Annotated in this window: 10 protein-coding genes; 1 reads left to right on the forward strand and 9 read right to left on the reverse strand. The window is 57.8% G+C overall.

Annotated features, from left to right (window positions below; all coding sequences use genetic code 11):
• Positions 1-165: 165 nt before the first annotated feature.
• From GGQ64_RS22415 to GGQ64_RS22430, 4 genes are all read right to left on the reverse strand, one after another.
• A complete protein-coding gene (locus GGQ64_RS22415; RefSeq protein WP_183807564.1) occupies positions 166-1119 on the reverse strand; it encodes a carbohydrate ABC transporter permease in 954 nt (317 codons plus the stop codon).
• On the reverse strand, positions 1116-2090 hold the full coding sequence (locus GGQ64_RS22420; protein ID WP_210300364.1) for a carbohydrate ABC transporter permease: 975 nt from the start codon (positions 2088-2090) through the stop codon (positions 1116-1118). The genes GGQ64_RS22415 and GGQ64_RS22420 overlap by 4 nt, the downstream gene beginning before the upstream one ends.
• Positions 2091-2163: 73 nt before the next feature.
• On the reverse strand, positions 2164-3489 hold the full coding sequence (locus GGQ64_RS22425; protein WP_183807566.1) for an ABC transporter substrate-binding protein: 1326 nt from the start codon (positions 3487-3489) through the stop codon (positions 2164-2166).
• Positions 3490-3884: 395 nt separating this feature from the next.
• Positions 3885-5522 (reverse strand): hypothetical protein, encoded by a 1638-nt coding sequence (locus GGQ64_RS22430; protein WP_183807567.1) that lies wholly within the window; start codon positions 5520-5522, stop codon positions 3885-3887.
• 417 nt (positions 5523-5939) lie between these two features.
• Between GGQ64_RS22430 and GGQ64_RS22435 the strand changes: the two genes are divergently transcribed.
• Complete coding sequence (locus tag GGQ64_RS22435) at positions 5940-6122, forward strand: GSCFA domain-containing protein (RefSeq protein ID WP_183807568.1); 183 nt, start codon at positions 5940-5942, stop codon at positions 6120-6122.
• Positions 6123-6814: 692 nt separating this feature from the next.
• On the opposite strand, the gene brxL is transcribed toward GGQ64_RS22435, so the two are convergent.
• The 5 genes from brxL to brxC form a co-directional block, all read right to left on the reverse strand.
• Positions 6815-8941, reverse strand: a complete 2127-nt coding sequence (gene brxL, locus GGQ64_RS22440; RefSeq protein ID WP_183807569.1) for a BREX system Lon protease-like protein BrxL — start codon at positions 8939-8941, stop codon at positions 6815-6817.
• A complete protein-coding gene (locus GGQ64_RS22445; protein ID WP_183807570.1) occupies positions 8938-11466 on the reverse strand; it encodes a PglZ domain-containing protein in 2529 nt (842 codons plus the stop codon). Before GGQ64_RS22445 ends, brxL begins: the two co-directional genes overlap by 4 nt.
• A 102-nt stretch (positions 11467-11568) precedes the next feature.
• Positions 11569-13494 (reverse strand): BREX-1 system adenine-specific DNA-methyltransferase PglX, encoded by a 1926-nt coding sequence (locus tag GGQ64_RS22450; protein WP_183807571.1) that lies wholly within the window; start codon positions 13492-13494, stop codon positions 11569-11571.
• Positions 13491-15380: an Eco57I restriction-modification methylase domain-containing protein gene (locus GGQ64_RS22455; RefSeq protein WP_183807572.1), complete on the reverse strand. Its 1890-nt coding sequence runs from the start codon at positions 15378-15380 to the stop codon at positions 13491-13493. The genes GGQ64_RS22450 and GGQ64_RS22455 overlap by 4 nt, the downstream gene beginning before the upstream one ends.
• An 8-nt stretch (positions 15381-15388) precedes the next feature.
• Positions 15389-19009, reverse strand: coding sequence for a BREX system P-loop protein BrxC (gene brxC / locus GGQ64_RS22460; protein WP_183807573.1), 3621 nt, complete (start codon positions 19007-19009; stop codon positions 15389-15391).
• Between the last annotated feature and the right edge of the window lie 21 nt (positions 19010-19030).

The following is a 19030-nucleotide window of genomic DNA, read 5'->3' on the forward strand; positions in this document are numbered from 1 at the left end:
GCAAGGGCTGCGTCGCCCCGGAAAGACGAGCAGGAACGAAAGCGTCCATGCGCCATCGAGGCCGGATCGCCGGCGCCGATGGACCTCCTCTCCCCCGCGGGGAGAGGGTGGCCGAGCGAAGCGGAGGCCGGGTGAGGGGGACGCCGCGGAAAAGACGCAACCGGATCATTTGCGGACCGCCCCGAAGGTGATGCCGCGTAGCAGCTGTTTGCGCAACAGGATGGTGAAGACGAGGATCGGCACGAGGAAGATCGTGGTGCCGGCGGCGACGGCAGGCCAGTCCATCCCGCCCTCGCCTATGATCGTCGGGATGAAGGGCGGTGCGGTCTGGGCCGTGCCGGAGGTCAGGAGAACGGCGAAGGCATATTCGTTCCAGGCGAAGATCAGGCAGAAGATGGCAGTGGCCGCGATCCCCGTCGTCGCCTGCGGCAGCACGACCTTGCGGAAGGCCTGCAGGCGCGTGTAGCCGTCGATCATCGCCGCCTCCTCGTACTCGCGCGGGATCTCGTCCATGAAACCCTTGAGCAGCCAGACCGCGAGCGAGACGTTGACGGCGGTATAGAGCAGGATCATCCCGAGTGCGGTGTCGGACAGGCCGAGCTCGCGATACATCAGGTAGATCGGGATCGCGACGGCAATGGGCGGCATCATCCGCGTCGACAGGATGAAGAACAGAAGGTCGTCGGCGAGCGGCACGCGGAAGCGCGAGAAGCCGTAGGCCGCGAGCGTGCCGAGGAAGACGGCGAGGAAGGTCGAGCCGAAGGCGATCACCATGGAATTGGTGAAGCGCGGCCAATAGTTCGAGGGGCCGGCGATCACCATGTTGCGGCTGCGGGTGATCTCGTCGCAGGTCGACTGCGGCGGCCCGAGCGACTGGATGTATTCCGGCGTCTGCCGGGTGCGGGTCGTGAAGAGGTTGCAATAGCCCTCGAGCGTCGGCGTGAAGACGAGCTTCGGCGGATAGCTGATCGAATCCGGCGGCGACTTGAAGCTGGTCATGAAGATCCAGGCCAGCGGAACCATTGTGATGATCGCATAGAGCACGACAATGATGCCGGCGATGCGCTTGGTCGTGGTACTCGGCTCGACGACGGAATGGGCGGAGGTGGCGTTGCTCATCTCTGCTTCACCCTGTTCAGTGCCTTGACGTAGATGTTGGCGAGCCCGAAGACGGCGACGAAGAGGATGATGGCGAAGGCCGAGGCGCGCCCCGTCCGCCAGCTCTCGAAGGCCTCGCGCTTGAGCGTGATCGAGGCGACCTCGGTGGTCGAGCCGGGTCCGCCGCCGGTGAGCAGCATCACCATGTCGAACATCTTGAAGTTCTCGATGCCGCGGAAAAGCACCGCCAGCATGATGAAGGGCAGCGCCATCGGGATGGTGATCGACCAGAACTGGCGCCAGGCCGACGCCCGATCCACCTCGGCCGCCTCGTAGATGTAGTCGGGAATGGAGCGAAGCCCTGCGAGGCAGATCAGCATCACATAGGGCGTCCACATCCAGGTATCGACGATGATGATCGACCACGGCGCCAGCGAAACCGAGCCCAGCATCTCGAAGGAGGACGGCGGCACGCCGGTGACGTAGGAGACGATGTAGTTGAACAGCCCGATCTGCGGCTGGTAGAGGAAGCGCCAGAAGTTGCCGACGACCGCCGGCGACAGCATCATCGGGATGAGGATGACGGTCGTCCAGAAGGCGTGGCCGCGGAACTTGCGGTCGATCAGATAGGCCAGCGCAAAGCCGATCAGCGTCTGCAGCACGATCGTCCAGAGAACGAAATGCGCCGTCGTCTGCATGGCGATCCAGATGTCGCTATCGGTCAGCACGCGCTGGTAGTTCTGCAAGCCCACGCTTTCCACCACCGCATTCGGCCGGTTGGCGCGGTAGTTGGTGAAAGACAGCCGCACCGCCCAGATCAGCGGGAAGATGTTGATGGCGAGAAGCAGCGCGATCGTCGGCGTGATGAAGAGCCAGGCGATGGCGCGGTCGGAGAGGCCGCCGATGCGCCGGGCGAGCGAAGCCGGCCTCGAGGTCGCGGCCCGTTCCGGCTCCTTTTCCAGTATGGTCGTATCGGAATTGATCACGGACATTACCTTGAGGCTTGGAGGAACGCGCTTGCGGCGGGCCGCCCGGACAGGCGCCGGACGACCCGCCGGGAGGAAATCAGAGTTTCCCTTCGTCCTCGAAGATCTCGGTCCAGTCCTTGACCAGCCCGTCGAGCGCCTCCTTGGCGGTGCCCTGGTCAGCCACCACATAGTCGTGGAACCGCTTCTGCGCGGCCTGCAGCAGGATGGCGTAGGACGGTTCCTGCCAGAAGTCCTGCACCTGATTCATGGCCACGAGGAAGTCGGCCGCAAAGGGCTGGCTATCCTTGAAGGAGGGATCGTTCAGCACAGAGTTATGCACGGCGTAGCCGCCGAGCTGCCACCACTTCTTCTGGACCTCGGGCTGGGCGAACCATTTCACGTAGGCCAGCGCGCCGTCCATATTGTCGGTATTGGCGATGACGGAGATGCCCTGGCCGCCGAGCGTCGAGGCCGCCGTCGCCTCCTTCGGGTTGACGAAGAAGCCGATCTTGTCGCCGCCGACATTCTCATCCTTGGCAAGGCCGGGGAAGAAGGCGAACCAGTTCATGGCCATCGCAGCCTGGCCGGATTTGAACGCGTCCAGCGTCTCGCCCATGTAGGCGTCGGTGTAGCCCGGAGGCGTGCAGCACTTGTAGAGCTCCTTGTAGGCCTCCAGTCCCTTGACGGCGCCCTCGGAGTTCACGGCACCGTCCATGTCATACTTGCCGGTGGTGTTCTCGTACTTGAAGCCGTAGGGGTAGAGTGCCTGCGTCGCGCCCATGGTGATGCCTTCCGAGGCCCGCTCGGTGAAGATCGCCGCACCATAGACCTTCTTGCCGTCGATCTCCTTGCCGTTGAAGAACTTGGCGGTCTCCAGCAGTTCGTCCCAGGTAGTGGGCGGGGCCAGGTCGCGGCCGGTGGCGGCCTTGAACTCGGCCTGGATCTCGGGCTTGCTGAACCAGTCCTTGCGATAGAACCAGGCGTTGGCGTCGCCCATCGCCGGCAGCGCCCAGTAGTTCGGCGTGCCCTTCGGCCAGGTCGAATAGGCATTGACGGCGGCTTCGGCGAAGTCGCTCATCTTGATGCCTTCCTTGTCGAAGAAGTCGTTCAGCTTGACGTAGTAGCCGTTCTCCGCCGAGCCGCCGATCCACTGGCTGTCGCCGATCAGAAGATCGCAGAGCTTGCCGCCCGAGTTCAGTTCATTGAGGATGCGGTCGGCAAAGTTCGGCCAGGGCACGAACTCGAACTTCATCTGCGTGCCGCTCTGCGCGGTGAAGTCCTTGGAGAGTTCTACCAGCGCGTTGGCCGGGTCCCAGGCGGCCCAGCACAGCGTCAGTTCGTCGGCCTGCGCGAGTGTCGGCAAGGCCGTCGAAAGGCCAAGCGCCATCGTTACCCCGAGAAGGGGTCTGCACATCGTTTTCATGAAATCCTCCCAGATTCGAAAGGAAGCCCCACGCCACCCTTCGGAAAACTCCCTGCATGGTCATGCCCGGCACGGCCCTCATTCCGCCATGTTGAGCAACGTGTTTAGTGATACGCAAATCACTCAACATATCAAGGGGCATTCGTCGCTGCATTGCAGCAGAGACTTCCCGGAACTCAGGGGTTTTTCACCGCATGCGCGAACACGCCGATGTTCAGTGGCGCAAAAGCGGCATTCGCGAAGGTGGGACGGCAATCACGTGCCATTATTGTCCCGCGTCAGGTGGGGCGGATGCGGGTGGTACACGGATCGAGAACGTCCAGAACGGCAAAAAGAGATTTTTCAAGAAATACTCGAACCAGCCCGAAGGGCAATGGTTCGCAATCGAAACATATCTAGATGCGGAAAGGCAGATCCAGCTCTTTGAGCCACGCGTATGCGCCAAGAATACGGCAGGCTGTAGCCTCTGTGCGGGCTGAAACACGTGGCCCTTTAGCCTGCACAATGACTTTCCTTGTCTCTTCGACATCGAACACGGATGAGAGAGTTTCAAAGTTTCGATCTCTTGCCTGAAAGTCTTCGACTATTTCTTTGACCGTTGCTCTCCGATTGGCGTTGGCGTTCTTGACTTTCACTGACGATTCCGCGCGATTTTTCAAGAGGGAGCCTTCTGTGACAGGCGCAGGTGGATGGCTGTGCAGCAATGGCGACCAGGAATTTTCGGCAAATGGGATATCCGTGAGCCGGGGGCACAGGAGATTCATAAGATCGAAGCCGACGCGATTGTTAATCCGTTCCTCATCTGGAAGTGCAAAAGCAGCCTTTATCGCCGAGGGGCTGTAGAGTGGATGAAACTTTCGCCTCGCGGAAGCTGCCCACCAGACCCCAAAATGGTATCGTGTCCTGGCCTTGAGATACAGGAAATGGCCGGCATGTTCCGGTCGAATGCCCGAACTGACCGCGTCAATTCCGAATTGGGCAATGTCGCGCTGCTGGCGGTGAGCAACGGTTTTTCTCAGTACGCCCGACCGTTTCTGCATCGTCGAAACAATGGATTGAAGGGGGGTGTTCAGTTCGCCGCCTGCCGGTCTGGACGGCCAGAAGTGCCGCATGAGTTCTCCCAGTCCACCGCCAAACGATAGATCGTTCGAATTCTCTTCGTCATAGCGGCCGACAACATAGTTCATCGAAAAGAGACCACCGACGCGGGCAACGGTGCGGCAAAGCTCCTCGAATGGGGAAGCGGGCATCAACGTAGCGACCTTGCCCCTGGCGCTGGCGAGCCCAAACTCCTGCCGCAAGAATTCGGCTACGTTCACGTCCGGACTATCGCGTCCTCCCGTTGTGTGAAACATGAACCTGTCTCGCTCGCCGAGGTTCAAGATCGCCGCCAGCACCGTGCGGCTGTCCATTCCACCGGTAAGATCGCAAATACGAAATCGGAAGTCGCCGCCGGACAGAGCGCGTACGTTGCCTAGGATTTCGCTGGCTGCCTCATCAAGCAGTTCACGGTATGGCCGGTCAGAATATAGAAGACTGGGCGCATCGACCTTTTCCAAGGTAAGCCGAAGATCTTTCGTGACGGAAATCCTCGACCCCACCTCAAGTAATTTCACCTCGTCATAGCCGGTGCAATCCAGCGCCCCACTGCCCTGAGTTACAAAATAACCAAAGACATCAATGCTGCGCTTGAGGTATATTTCGTTTCTTTTCAACGCCTCCACAAGGAGATAAATATTGTTCGATACACAAAATACATTTCTCTGGTTGTAAATATATAATGGATATTGCCCCAGCGGGTCTGTTGAAATATCGGCACTTCCATCTGCTTTGTGACGCGCGATCATGTAGTTTCCACGACCTTGCCATGCGTCGGCACGTGGAACTGCCGGGGATCGGCAGAGGCTGCCGTCGAACACGCCGATCCCATCGAAAAAATCTCCGGGTGCCGATGTCCCGACCAGTTCAATTTTGGTCGAGTCTAATATTAAGAATCGCTTGGTTCTGCTTCCGAAGAAAAGATAGTCCGACAATGCCCGCCACCGCGATTTTCAGCCTTCACAACTCCTTTTGGCAAGAGCCGGAGAAACGATCAATCCTGCGACGCACAAAACCTATGGCTGTGCACAGCCATATCTGAGAATGCCCTAATGTGTTCGAGACTACCCGATCGGCAGCCCGGCAATACTAGTGGCGTCGCTTAGGGGGCGCAGGGCGTACGAGGAGGCTGGAGCGGCGGGTGGCAGGTCAAGTCTTGTCATGCTGAGGCGACTTGTGCTTTTGTCCCGGCAACTCGTTGTCGGAGACAATCACCGCCATGCCGAACTATGCAGTGCCCGGCTTCTGTTGCCGTAGCAACCAGAAAGAACAATCCCTACTCAGGGTGGGATGCCCGCGGCCCCTCCAGCCGCGTTGAACCGATCGCGATACCGGCGATCGATGCGGGCGGGTTGACGTTGAAGCATGGCGAGAAGGTCTTCACGATCGGCTCCTGTTTCGCCAGAAACGTCGAGACGGAGTTGATGAAGGTCGGCTTTGACGTGCCGGTTCGGCGCGTTCTTCACGATCTGGGACTCGGCTCCGAGGTCATCAACAACTTTGGTACGCCGTCGATCTACAACGAAATGGCCTAGTCCGCGGAAAATTGCCGCACTTTACCCGCCGTCCCGGCCACAGGTACTTGTTGCTCTCGACCCGGCGATACTCAGGGCATCTGAATGCGGGCCACCATGCGGACGGCTGGCTCAGGTGGGCGGCGTAGTGCGCAATAGGCCGAACGAACTCCGGCAGCTACAGGACTTCATCGGCTTGGGAGTGCTGGTGTAACCCGTGCCACAACAGGATGCACGCGAGTGTCCAGGCTCGCAGTGATGCATGTTTGTTCCGGTCTAGTGACTTGGCATTTCAGTGGAAATGCCTGAATTTTCAGGCGGTAAATGGTGCTGCTAGAGAGATTTGAAATCGCACATGATCCAAACAAATCATATAGTTACATACATATTTGTAACATTGTAACGGCCCGAGTTTTGTTGTGAATTGAGCCCGCAAAAGAGGGCTCAAGGCTTTTAGCGGCGACAAAGTAGCCTTCTGAGCACTGCTGAAAATTTGACCCCGCGGTGATAATGATCACCGATGGCGGGAGCACGTCGCCACTACGCCAAGCGGCCATCAAGGCAGGATCGCGGACGAGGCTTGTTGCGCAGGGTTTTTGAGGGCCTTGTCGCAGCCAAGGCACCTCACAGGCTCGTATAGACGCCCTCCACTCGCTTTGGACGCCCATGATCTGTTGGGGTGACCCTACGACGCCTTCCAGTGTCGGCATATGCTATTCCCGTGCTCCAGCCTCATACCTCCTGGCGCCGGCTGTGCGGAAAATATCGACCTTCGTTTCCAAGCACTTGCGCAAGGTCAGATCGTGCGACCCTACTTCGAACCATCCGCCGGGTTTCTGATGGAAGTCGAGACCACGGCCAATCTTAACGACCCATCCGTTGTCGATCCGGATTTCCCGGTCATGCAGATTGGCGTTGAGATTGATTTCAAGCACAACATCAAGCTCTAGCAGGCTCTGTTTGAGCTCTTCGAGCTTCTCGGAGATGTCGGCGAACTGCGTCTTGTCATCGTAGCCGGTTATCAGCGTAATCTTCTTCGCGACGCTGTGGCGGAGAACTGTTTCGCAGAACCTGACGAAGTTCTGAATTTGATGCGGCATCCGAATGTAGGGATCTTCGATGACCACCGCCTTCGCGCCACGCAGATATGGGCCAAGGATAGACTCGTAACTATGGCCTGTGTCGCCATAGAGGATTGTGAAATGCTGCTCCCTCAACTCGGAGGCAGCTATATCGGGCGCGGGCGACGGCACATTCGTCAGATCGATCGACGGCGGCGGGCTCTCTGACGCAGCAGGTGTACTCGGCACCTGACTCTCGGCCCCCGCGTCTTCCCCGTTCTGCCGCAGGCGGCGTCGCGCGGGCTGCTGGGTTGCCTCAGCGTTCTTAGATTCAGGGCAATAAACGACAACCTCGTTTCCGGCTGCATCGAAATAGGAAAGTCCGATTTTGGCAAACTCGTCATCCGGTTTGCGCTTGTTCATCTGCTCCTTAACTCGGCGCCGGCATTCAACCGCATAGGAGACGTATTCATCGAACTCCTTGTCCGTCGGCGGGCCGTTGGGATGCAGAATTTTGAGGAAGGCGCAGATTGTTTTCTTGATGCCCTTCTCATCGCGCCCTTCCACGGCCTTGCCTAAACGAACGCGGCGGCTGACTTCCTCGTACCGATTTGTATGTTTGAACTGGTAGTGGAAAGCCTCCGCCAGGTAGTCGGTAATGAAGCCATACCGGCTGGTCAGAAATGAGCTGCTATTCTTGGGCATTTCCCAGCCAGGAATGTAGGCAGCAAAACGGTCCATAACGGCGAGATCGAGCTCAGGCGGCAACGGCTGGAACAGATCATACTCCGTTGAATTCACGACCTGCTGCACCGATAGATCGATGTTCCCGACAAAGCTGAGGCTTGCATCGGCGATTACTTCAGCGCCGCGCGAGAAGCGACCGTTCGCCATGAAGTCCTTCATGATCTGGATGGTGTCAGGGTCACGGACCTTGATGCCGCCAACCTCGTCAAAAGCGACGGTGTCCCAGTAACCTACCAAACCTACTTTGCGGCGGGCGTTATTGTAGAACAGCGTCGCTTTGGTTGCCTGACCGCCCGAGATAAGCGTGGCGTACGGGGAAAATTCGCTGAAGAAATACGATTTGCCCGTCCCGCGGGGCCCTAGCTCAATATAGTTGTAGTTCGGCTCCACCAGCGCAGCCAGTCGCGCGATGAAATGCATCTTCACGCGATGATCGAGTTTGGAAGGCTCCAAGCCGACTGAGCGCATGATGGCATCAATCCATTCGTCGCGTGTGAAGCCGTTCCGTCCCTCGGCGTAGCGAGCGAAATCAAACCGCGACAACTGAATTGGACGCAAATCCTCGATGTAGAAGGCGTAATTATCTTCCTCGATATCGTTATGGGTGAGCGTGACCTCCGCCCAGATCCCGCCTTCGAGTAGCCGGTCATTGTCGCGATAGAACTTTTCGCCAATCGCGATGCGCTGAGAATTGAAATTCTCCAGGGATGCCCAGTGCCGCTTCTCTTTCTCGACGTAGCGCACATGCACCTTGTCGATGAAACGGTGGCTCCCTTTTGTAGCGACCTTCGACTGCGCGGCATTCGCCTCATCGGGACGCACATAGTTATCCTGCAGCGTCGCGAGTACGGCTTCCATGCCAGCATCGATCTCGGCCTGGCTATCGCTGGCGCAGAAGCGGGCGAGCAAAAATTCCAGAACGAACGTGGGCACGTTCGTTCCCTTCTTGATCCGATGCAGGAGATCTTTGCGGACCACCTTTCCATCGAATGCAGCAAGAAGCTTCGTATCGAGTTGGTCGTGCTCGCTCATACGGTGTAGTCCGTCTCAAGAGTCAGGATGAAGAAGCTGGCCAGCGTCGTCGGGTTTAAGGCCTTGACCACGAACTTTCCCTCATATTCGCGGTCCATGCCCAGAGCGATCTGCTTACGATCTCCGGGCTTAAGCGTGATGGTGTGGGTGGCGGGATTCACCTCTACGTTCGGCCGCGGCTCACCGACAACCCGGCCCTTCGCATCCTGGGCCTCCAGCAGGATTTCAACGCTGACGTCGCGCGAGAACATATCGTCCGAATTCAGCGCCACCTCGATGACCGGCACGCGAGTTGTGATGCGGGTAGTGCCATTGCGATAGCTCAGCTCCACGGAAGACCGAGATACAACAGCTTGCTGACCAGAATCGAGGCGCGCAACGAGAACAGGAACCACGGCCTCAGCCAGCGAGGCACCGCCATGAAAGTAAAGATGACCGCTGCTGTAAGGGGCCATGCTCCTTGGCAGCGCTGCTTGCGGTGCGTTAGTGCGGATACCAACCCGCTCTGCCGGCACGACGAGATTGTTGCTGTCCTCGTTACCCGTACCCAGAAGCATGCGGTCATGTGCATTGACCGCCCACTTTCCTAGAGGCTTGGCGCAGACATCACCATGATCGGCCTGTGCATTCAGGAAGAATCCGTGGTCCGTCACGATCACAGCGTCGTTGAAGCCCATGCCCTTCAATTTATGGAGCGCGTTGCGGACGAACTTGAGCGTTGACGGAATCAACCCCAGGGTCGTCTCCGGATTGTTCTCAAGCTGGCTGTCGATCTCTGTCGACCGCAGCACCAATAAATCGACGGTAGCCGGAATTTGGGTGTTCCGCCGAACAAAATCGCCGAGGAGCATTTCGCTAAAGCGATCACCGAATTTCCGCCGAAGGACGTCCATCCGGGCGCCAACATTCGCAATCGCCACGCCACCGAGCTTAGGGACGAGCGCCTCGCTTTCTGTCGAAAGCGTCAGCTGCGATCTGGCATCCGGCAGCAAGCTGGCCATGCCGACCGGAGTAATGGTTGGCAACTGCGCGTAAGCAGCATGCAGCTCAACCGGCCCGTCTTCAGCTAGCATCTTCTCCAAGGCGACGCCGAGCTCATAACGAAGAGCGTCAACCAAAATATAGGCCACCCGGCGTCCAGAATCCTTGAGACGCGAACCGACAAAGCGGTCGAAGGTCTCCGCATTGGCAAGTCGCTCAGCCGGGGGCCAACCGCTCAACGCGAGATGCTTCATAAAGATGGTCTGCACTTTCTCAGCCAATCGGCGATAGCGCTGGCGAGATTGCTGAATGACCTCATGCATCATGTCATGGGGATCGATAAACTCTCCGACCGCTTGCTCGAACTCGCGATGCAGACGGTCAACTTCACGCAGCGTGGTCACATAGAAATCGATTAGATCCGCCTGCGTGCGCGCACGATTAGGAAGTTGCCGCTCATAGTCGTCGCAAGCCTCGATAAGATTGAGACCCGAGCGGACCAACTCCCATTGCGCCTGGCTCTCACCCTTGCCGAGCCAAACAGAGTTCTTGTGCCGAGCCAAAACCTTACGCGCTGCATCGAGATCGCCCTTGGTGATGCCTTTGATGGCCACGCTGAGATAAGTACGCTCTTCAAACGGAAAGGTGTCGCGCTCCCCGAGATCCTCAATCGAGGCGCATTGCTTCTGCAAATCTAGCTCTGCTTCTATGGTCTCGGCACGCTCAATATATGCCGACCGCCATCGCGGGTCATTGCGGAGCCGCTCACAGACATCCTCAACGACGGGCCGCGCCTCGACAGGAGCATGAGGAACGCCTTTGATGGACTCCGGCAGTGCGCCGGGCAGATCGAAAACAAACTCACTGAACAGCACAAAACGCCAGAGCTCATCGGCCAGGGGGCTCCAGGTCTTACCCCGCGTCTTTACGGTCATCGACAGCGTCGCCCGCAGGAACTCCCGCGCCTCGTCGGACCAACCCTCCTGCCGCTTCAGCTCAGCTGCCTGCTTCTCATTGGGCACAAGAAGTACCGTCAGGATTTCCCGGCCCGACTCCACCCCTAACGCCGACCGAAGATGGGGCCAGCTAGCGCCGCCACCGATGGCATCGATGACGGAGAATGCCGGGCCTGACGGCGTAGCAGCAAATGCCTTCCTGATCTCAGTGGTATGGTCTGGACGAGCCCGGAGACACAGGCTCAGATACTCATCGCCATCATCTTGCGGAAAGACCGCCCCGCACTTCGAATATATGGAAAACGGGTCAACCTGCATCGCCTCGTCAGTATCCGGCTTGCGAGCAGGTACATAGATCAGCACCCCCTCAACAGCCGGTTCCGGTTTGCCCATTTCAACGAGAGCCTTAAGGGCTGCCTCACGCGCCTCAATTCCACCTTCGGAGGCATCCACGACAACGACCTGGTCGCCTGCCAAGCTAAGGCATTGATCGCGATAGCGATGCTCTGGATCATAGACGACCATGCACCCCGCCCGCCGAAGGCGCGGAAGAAGGATTTGCTCCTTGATGAAATGTGAAATGCTCATCAGCTCAAATCTCTTCTAAATATCCATAATCACAAGCAATATATTCGGCATAGCTCGAAGAGTGAAAGAAACAACAGGGCGCCGCAACACTATATTGCATCCTCATTCTACGCCTCCTTTCTTCTTCCGTTTGCCAGCCGCCGCCAATGAACTGGGCTCATAGAGCTGTTCCAGGTCGTGGGCTATGGCGAGCGACTTGTCATTCTTACATTTCTCGCGCACGCGATCCGGCCAATAGGCCATGGCGAGGTGAGCCCAGTCGTAATCCCCCTTCTCCAGCTTCGTCCACGTGTCCTTCAACACCTTCTGCCAGGGCTTGTGCTGGAACAGCTGCCACAGCGACGCAGCAGTGATCTGAACGCCGTCATCATGGTTCGGACGATAGGTGGGAGCGATCCGCAGCAGGGTGTCGCGCAGCTCGATCAGTTCCAGCTCTAAGCTCTGCAGCGCCTCGAAGGCCTTCTCGTCATCACGTGACCGGCCACTTCCCTTCTCACGCAGAGCAGCGGCATCGCGAGCAACCTGCTTCAACTTCGGCTCCACGAAGTCATTGACGGCGGTATAGAGCGTCTGAGTGGTCAGACTCGGGTAATAGACCCACAGAGTGTAGCTATCCGAACTGGTCGAGAGCGGCCAATAGATCGGAGCCTTACGGCGGCTTTTGCTGTACTGCTTCAGGTGCAGCGAGAAAAAGTCGCGCTGCAGCCAGCGGCGCACGTCGCCGGGCACTTCCGCCTGAACTCGGGCGAGAACTTCTTCGATCAGCCGCGCCAAATCATGCGGGTGGCCCTGGTCGTCCACTAGGATGCCGCCGTGGTTATGGAACGGTGCTGCGCCGTCGGGCAGCATGCCGGGGCTCTTGGCGGGAAGCGGATCGAACGGGTCTGGCTCGGGCGGGGCCTCGCGCTCGCCCGTCGCGAGGCGCCAGTCAAAGCGACCGAAGGCGACGCCAATGCTCCAGCTGAGTAGAGCATCGGTCTGGTCTATTGCCTCGATAACATCATCGTCTTCACTATTGTCTGTTTCCTCAGTTTCCTCAGTTGCGCCACTCGAATCCTCGTCCGTCAAACTGGTTACCCCGAGCGCGGCGGCGCGGTCTCCGTCACTGAACCCGTAGAGGTTGAAGGCGATGTGGTCGATCTCTGCCTGGATCTCGGCCAGCTCAGCTCCAATAGACCCTGGGTCGTAGTCGCCTAGGCGTCCGCGCAAGGCCGCGGGCAAGCAAAATGCATGCGAAAGCTCATTAACCGTATCGAGTGTCCTCTTAAGTGACCAAGCTCTTCCAACGGTTGAGGCAAGATGCCCCTCTTGTTCTGCTGAAAGCATTGGTACGGGGGTGTTTTGGATTACGCCCACTTCATAGGAAACAGATGCCATCTGCAAAGATACAAGCTGTCGAAACGGTGCCGACACTAGGATCGCTAGCAAGGAAAGAGACCTACTGGAATCTCCGTTTCCGACAAGAACTGCGGGACCCTTGCTGGAGAATATGCAACCCGCGGGCATAACGCGCATCCCAAGACCACTTAATGTTCTACTGGGCCACGTCAGACCAGGCATTCCATAGTTGCACTCTCGATGTAAAACCCAGTTTGCAGAGTTTCCAAGATATGGATACTTATGCAGCAACGCAGCTTCTAGTTCACGCGCATCATGTTGCCAATTTACCGTAAGGAATACATCAGAGTAGAAGAGCGAGTACGAACCGCCTTTCGCGAAAGGAATCCAGCGCTCCGCTATATTATCTGTGGTTTCAATCCAGAGGCGCACAAAGCGAAAATCGTCCTTGGTTGAGCCTCCGTGTTGAGCGACCCTGTCTTCACTCTCCAAGGGCTGTAGACGTTGGAACATCGCCAGTACATAGGGACGTACCCAGTACGAGAAAGGGGCGCCAGGAACCGAACGGAAAAGAATTGGATCGATCTCAAACTTCCTCGGATCAGGGCTTCCCTCTCGCAGTGACGCACAGCATTCGAAGAGGGCTTTAGCTTTATCCTGGTCAGAAATGACCCTAAGGAAGCTCGTCATGCTTGCTTCTCCAGAACATACGCCGCAGCCTCAACCATTGCGTCGTCCATCACGCCAAAACCCAAGTCGGCCATGACTTCAGGACGCGCTGTGCCGAGCACAACTTTCTCACGCCAATTTCTGTAACTCGATAAGAATAAACAAGTTCGAGAAGTTATCGCTCCAATCCGCGAGCCCTTCCGCATTAGCTCTAACCCGCGCTCCACAAATATTGCGAGAAGATCGTTCTTGCTTATTGGGTAAGCTTTACTGAGTTGTCCTTTAGTCCCCGCTACCAGCGCGCCGAAAGGCGGATTCATCACGACGACATCGAACCTTTCACGGCAGTGGTCGATCATTCGCAGCCCTTGCAGCGCGTCTTCGGCAAACAGCCGCCCCTGATAGGTGGACCGCACTGCGCGGGCGTAATCCGTCAGCGCCTCGCGAAGCCGCGCCTCGGCCTTCTGCCAATGCGCCATGTCTTCGGTACGGAAGAGCACACCATGTTCGCCAAAGACCTTGCGGATCAGCGCGGGCAGCTCCTTCTCGACCTGCAATAGCACCCCTAGCTCGGGTAAGCCCTTGAGCATGAACAGCGTCTGCTCGAATAGCTCGGCATCTAGTGGATCGAGTTCCTCCATGAACCGATCGCGCAGATCCACCTCGGCAGGGGGCGCCACCGCCGCCACTACGTGCCCCTTTCCGACCTGCGGCCGGTCCTTGGCCTTCACCCCCGCCTGGTGCCAGGCCCGCTGCGCCCGTAGCCACAATGCCAGAGACGCGATCTGTGCCGCCCGCGGGTCGATATCGACACCGTAGATATTGCGCTCGATGATCAGCCGCGGCACATCCCGCAGGAAGCTATCCTGATCGGGATAGGTCTCCGAGAGCGGCTTCAGATTACGGTTACCGCCGGTTTCTCGATCCAGCGCGCCGGGGCCATGGGCCTGCTCCCACGCCCATGCTTCGCGGTAGATCTCTTCGAACAGGTCGAAGGCATAAAGTCCAAAATGCATCGAGCCACAGGCAGGGTCGAGCAACTTGATGGTTCTCGGGTCGCGCAGGCATTTTGCCGCCTCAGGCTGCTCGTCTGGCTTCGCTAGGAGGTATCGGCAACGGTCCCGCAGCATCGTTCGCCCGCCAGTCCAGTTGAACCAGAGCCGCCCGAGCGTATTGTCAACCAGGAACTCCACCACATAGCGCGGGGTGAAGAACTGGTTGCGCACGGCGAGCTCGCGGCTGTTGCGTGGTGCTTGCGAGGCCTCGCGCATCGCTTTGCGCTCTTCCTTTGAATTGAAGTACTGATAGATCCAGCCAATCGTCTCGTCTTCGGCCCACAGAGGGTCGATTTCACCGTGATTGATCAGAGACAGAACCTGAACAAGCGCTGTCTCGCGAGGGAACAGACGCCCTTGCGGCGAATAGCGATCAAAGAGGGTCGGCAAGTCCTGAGATAACTCGTCAAAGACGCTCAGAAGATAGGCCCGATAAGCATCGCCTGTTTCACCAAGCCCAGCGCCCGCCAGGCGGGAATAAAGCTGAAAACCCTTTGCCTGATAGCCGTTACCAACCGACTCAATTAGCAGTCCGCGCGCCTCGGCCATCCGCAGCGCCGCCAGGCGATTGAGAATGGTGAAAGCTTGCTCACGTACAATCCGGTCGAGGCCAGCGGTCGCGTCCGTCCCCGGGCTCGCGCAATAATGCGCCAGCGTGTCACGTAGGATGCGCGCCGTTTCCCGCTGCGCGTCTGTCAGATGACGCAGGTTTTCGATAGGCGTCACTATCCCGGACGCCGGATCAAGCCCGTAATCGAGCTGCAGCTGGCGGGTAAACTCCTCTTCGAGTGCTTTGCGCGCCTCATTCACAAACCGCTGCAAGCGATTGCGCGTCGCCTGATCGAAAGCCATGATTACTTCTATCCCTCAATGATGAGCGAGAGCTCGACATCCTGATAAGCCGAGAACTGACCGCGAAGTTGGTTCAGGCGTTGAATCAACGACTCCAGGTCGGCGAGTGTCGTTAGCTTTGCAGGCAGCGGCACCGCTTCGGTCAGCTTCTTGGGACCATCCTCAGCCATCCCCTTCTGCTGCTGCTCGATGCGCTGTAGAACACGCTCGTGCCCCTGCCGCTGGATCGAGCGGCGCAGCTCATCGATGGTGCTGTTGATATCATAGTCGCGGGTTAAGAGCCGCTTCAGACCCGCCAGGTCGTGCCCCACGCTGATCTCCAGGCCATCCAGCCTTGCGGCAACATTGCTCTTCTCCTCTTGCGTCAGCTCGCTCCATTCAGGAACACGGTGCAGGTCATCGAGGCCGTCCTTGAGGCGCTGCTTTTGCTGCTCCGCCAGAGTGGCAACAGCGTCCCTGACGCGCCCCTTTGTCTCTGTAAGCTGGGTGCTGAAATCCGCCGCATGACGATAGAACTCATCGGTCGCGAGCCGCTCCGCGACAGATTTCAGGGCATCGTCAGAATCGCGCCGAAGGTCGCCCGGTATCCCGGTGTCAGGCAGCTGAGCGATCTCTAGGCAGTGATCTTGAAGCTCGCGCAGGGTAGTTTCGAGACCATTGTCGAGCGCACGCTTGACCTCCTGGGCCCACTTCAAATTGTTGTAGATCGACGAGTCTTCAGCCCCTAACCGCTGCGGAGCATCAGATGCATCGGTGAACAGGATATCAGCGATCTCCTGATTCATCCCCTTCACACGGTCGCTACCGCCGAGCCCGAGGCGGCTCAGCCGTTCAGAAAGCGTCCCATATTCCAGCTGGAATTGCGTAAAGTGCTTGGCTGTCGCCTTGCTGATCTCCTGCTCTAGCGGGATGACAACATCGCCAACGAGGTCGGTCAACCGCTGTGCGGCTCTGCCCAGGGTTTCATTAGAAGGCCGCTCATGACGGAGGGAAACACCGACTTGGCGGAATGAGTTGTTAGTCTTAAGCGCTTCGATCGCCTGGGGGCCAGCCGCTGTAACTTCGCGTCCCGACACGGTGAGTTTGATTTCACCGGCCATAAGCATGGCTGCAAGGATGTAACGGGTCGTGTCAGGCGACCAACCGAACGGGTCGCTTGAGAAATCATCCAGCAAGCGCTTCCCATTCGCGATGCCATGGCGATCTATGTAGTCGCGGATGCTGGTCATCGCGCGGTGGTCTGTGCGGAAGCTGGCTTTTCCAGCAACTGTCTGAACCAGCCCCAAGGGATCAAGACTGCTCGCAAGGGCGGCGGGATTCGCCACCTTGAGGAATTTTTCTGCGTTTTCCATCGGGACGCGAACAGGGGCTTCTACGTACCGATCGAAAACCTCCGCCGCCACTTTGCCGAGCAGCTTCTTTGCGGCCTCTAAGAGGTCCGGCTCAAGCGCTGCGACAGCAGTTGCTTCCCCGCGGAATACGAAAGACCCAGCCTGTAGCGCCTGCTTTATTTTGCTCTGAAGCTGGAGCCCCAACTTGGCTGCGCGCTCCATTTGCCCGGCGCAGTAGTCCCTAATTTCTTGCTCGGGATCGTTGCGATGAAGTTCCGCTATGCGCTGACAACGGTAAATTTCTCCGTTTAGCTCATCGAGCTCTGGATTGGTCCGCGCGACTAAGCCGATCACATTGCGGTTCTGACGTCCGCGAGAGTCATCGAGCATACGTGTACGGGCCGTCTCCGCATCATCGGGCTTAACGAACTCGACAACCGTCTGGATGGCGTTCTGGTCGCCAGCTACGCTTGTCACAGCGCTGCCGGACTGAAGCTTCAGTCCTGTAGCGACGGCCATCGTTCCGTGGAGGGTGTTGCGCGGCAGCGGGTCGAATACCTCGCGCAAGTTTGCAGCAAAGATGCTCTTCAGATCGACGGTTCTGAGGGCGATGCCGCCCCGCTCTTCCTCGATATCGCGCAGGCGTTCGCTCAAAAAGACGAGATTGCCGTCTTTTTCGCCAAGGGGCACGCGCACGTTGGCAAGCATCTCATCGACGGCTTTTCTTACCTCTTCAAGCCGCGAAGGCGCCGTTATACTCGGCTGCATCAAGGCAGCAACGTTTTGGACTGCCACCGGCAGGTTCCCCAGGATCTGGAGAATGGCTATGGTCTTAGCCACCTCCAAGTGGAGATCGCTGCCGAAGTACTCGATTTTTACTTTATCGACTGATTGATAGATGGACGGGAACGCGCGGCGGATGTCTTTTTCCAGATCGTCAAAGAGCGTAACGGTTGTGGCAAGCCAGCCGACCGGCTGGTCGGCCATCGGCTTCGAGCCGCCTTCACCCTTAAGGACGTCTTGAATAACTTTGATGGCTGAGCGCAGACCGATGCCGCCTGTCGACTTGGCCAACGCTCCCAACAGATGGAGCAGGATATCGAAGTGAGCCGGCAAGAACGGGTAGAGGTTTATGAAGCTCTCACGGCTGAAATCGGCATCGTAGTACTTGGCGTCCTGCAGCTTTGTGTTGTGGCGCAATGCCTGGCCGTGCGCGTCAAACATTTTGCCTAGCTCGGCTGAACCGGAAGCGGATTTTCCCAGGAGACGCCGATAGCAGATTTCCTTGATATCGTTTGACTCAAGATCGATTTGGATCGGGAAACGGTCCTTCAGTTTAAAGAGCTTCTCCGAGTTTAGCGCAGCTCGGGGATCATCTTCCGTCAGGGTTTGCTGGGCAGTTGATATGATCCAGACCTTGCCATCACCCAGGCGCTTCAGATTCTTTGCGAGGCCGTCAAGGTTGAGAATCAGATTGTCGCGCGACGCAACATACTGACCTACCTCGTCGACAATAAAGATAATGTTCTCTTTGCCGCTCTTCTCGCGGACGATATCGATCATCTCTTGAACGCGCTGATCTTCAAATACAATGAAGTCATTGGTGCTTGACGAGAAGGATTTGGCTTCCGGAAACAACGCCGGATACATTTCGTGGGCTATCTTGGGAATTAGCCCGTCGATGGCGAGAGGGTTGTTCTGGACCCGAGCCCAATTTGCTCCCTTGAACGCACGAGCTACGTGATCTTCCAATTCATGCATTCGGCCATCTTTTTCGACCATGCGCTCGAATGCGGCGACCTTTAGGTTGCGAGAGTAGCCGGCCCATTGAAGGACTTTGAAATAGAGAACTGTTGAGACGTCCTCCATTGTGGCCCCAGCGAGCATCTCGCTCGCGAGGTCGAGCATCACGACGGCAGCCGGAAACCGCTTTGCGAGCGTCGCAAGCAGCGCTTTCGTCTGCGCCTTGTTGAGACGGTCCTGCAAATGATTGATGAAGGGCGTTCCATCGACAGTGCGCTTGTCATCAAACGCCATGCCAAGATACTTGGTGAAAGAGCTCTTACCAGACCCGTAGAAGCCGGAAACCCAGACGCCGATCTCGTTCTCGCCCCCGGCTTCCATGGCCAGTTGCATACGGTCCAGCAGCTTACGGAACTGCTCTTCGATGCTATCCGTAACTACATATTCAGAAATTTCCGCTTTGAGGCGGTTTTCCTGAGAAGCGCCATAGCTAATGACCTTCTCAATGTTTCTTTGAATGTCTTTGCTTGGGTCAAAAAGCGCACGGATCGCCATGTTCATCTCACTACATTAGTT

The organism is Mycoplana azooxidifex, assembly GCF_014196765.1.
Taxonomy (GTDB): domain Bacteria; phylum Pseudomonadota; class Alphaproteobacteria; order Rhizobiales; family Rhizobiaceae; genus Mycoplana; species Mycoplana azooxidifex.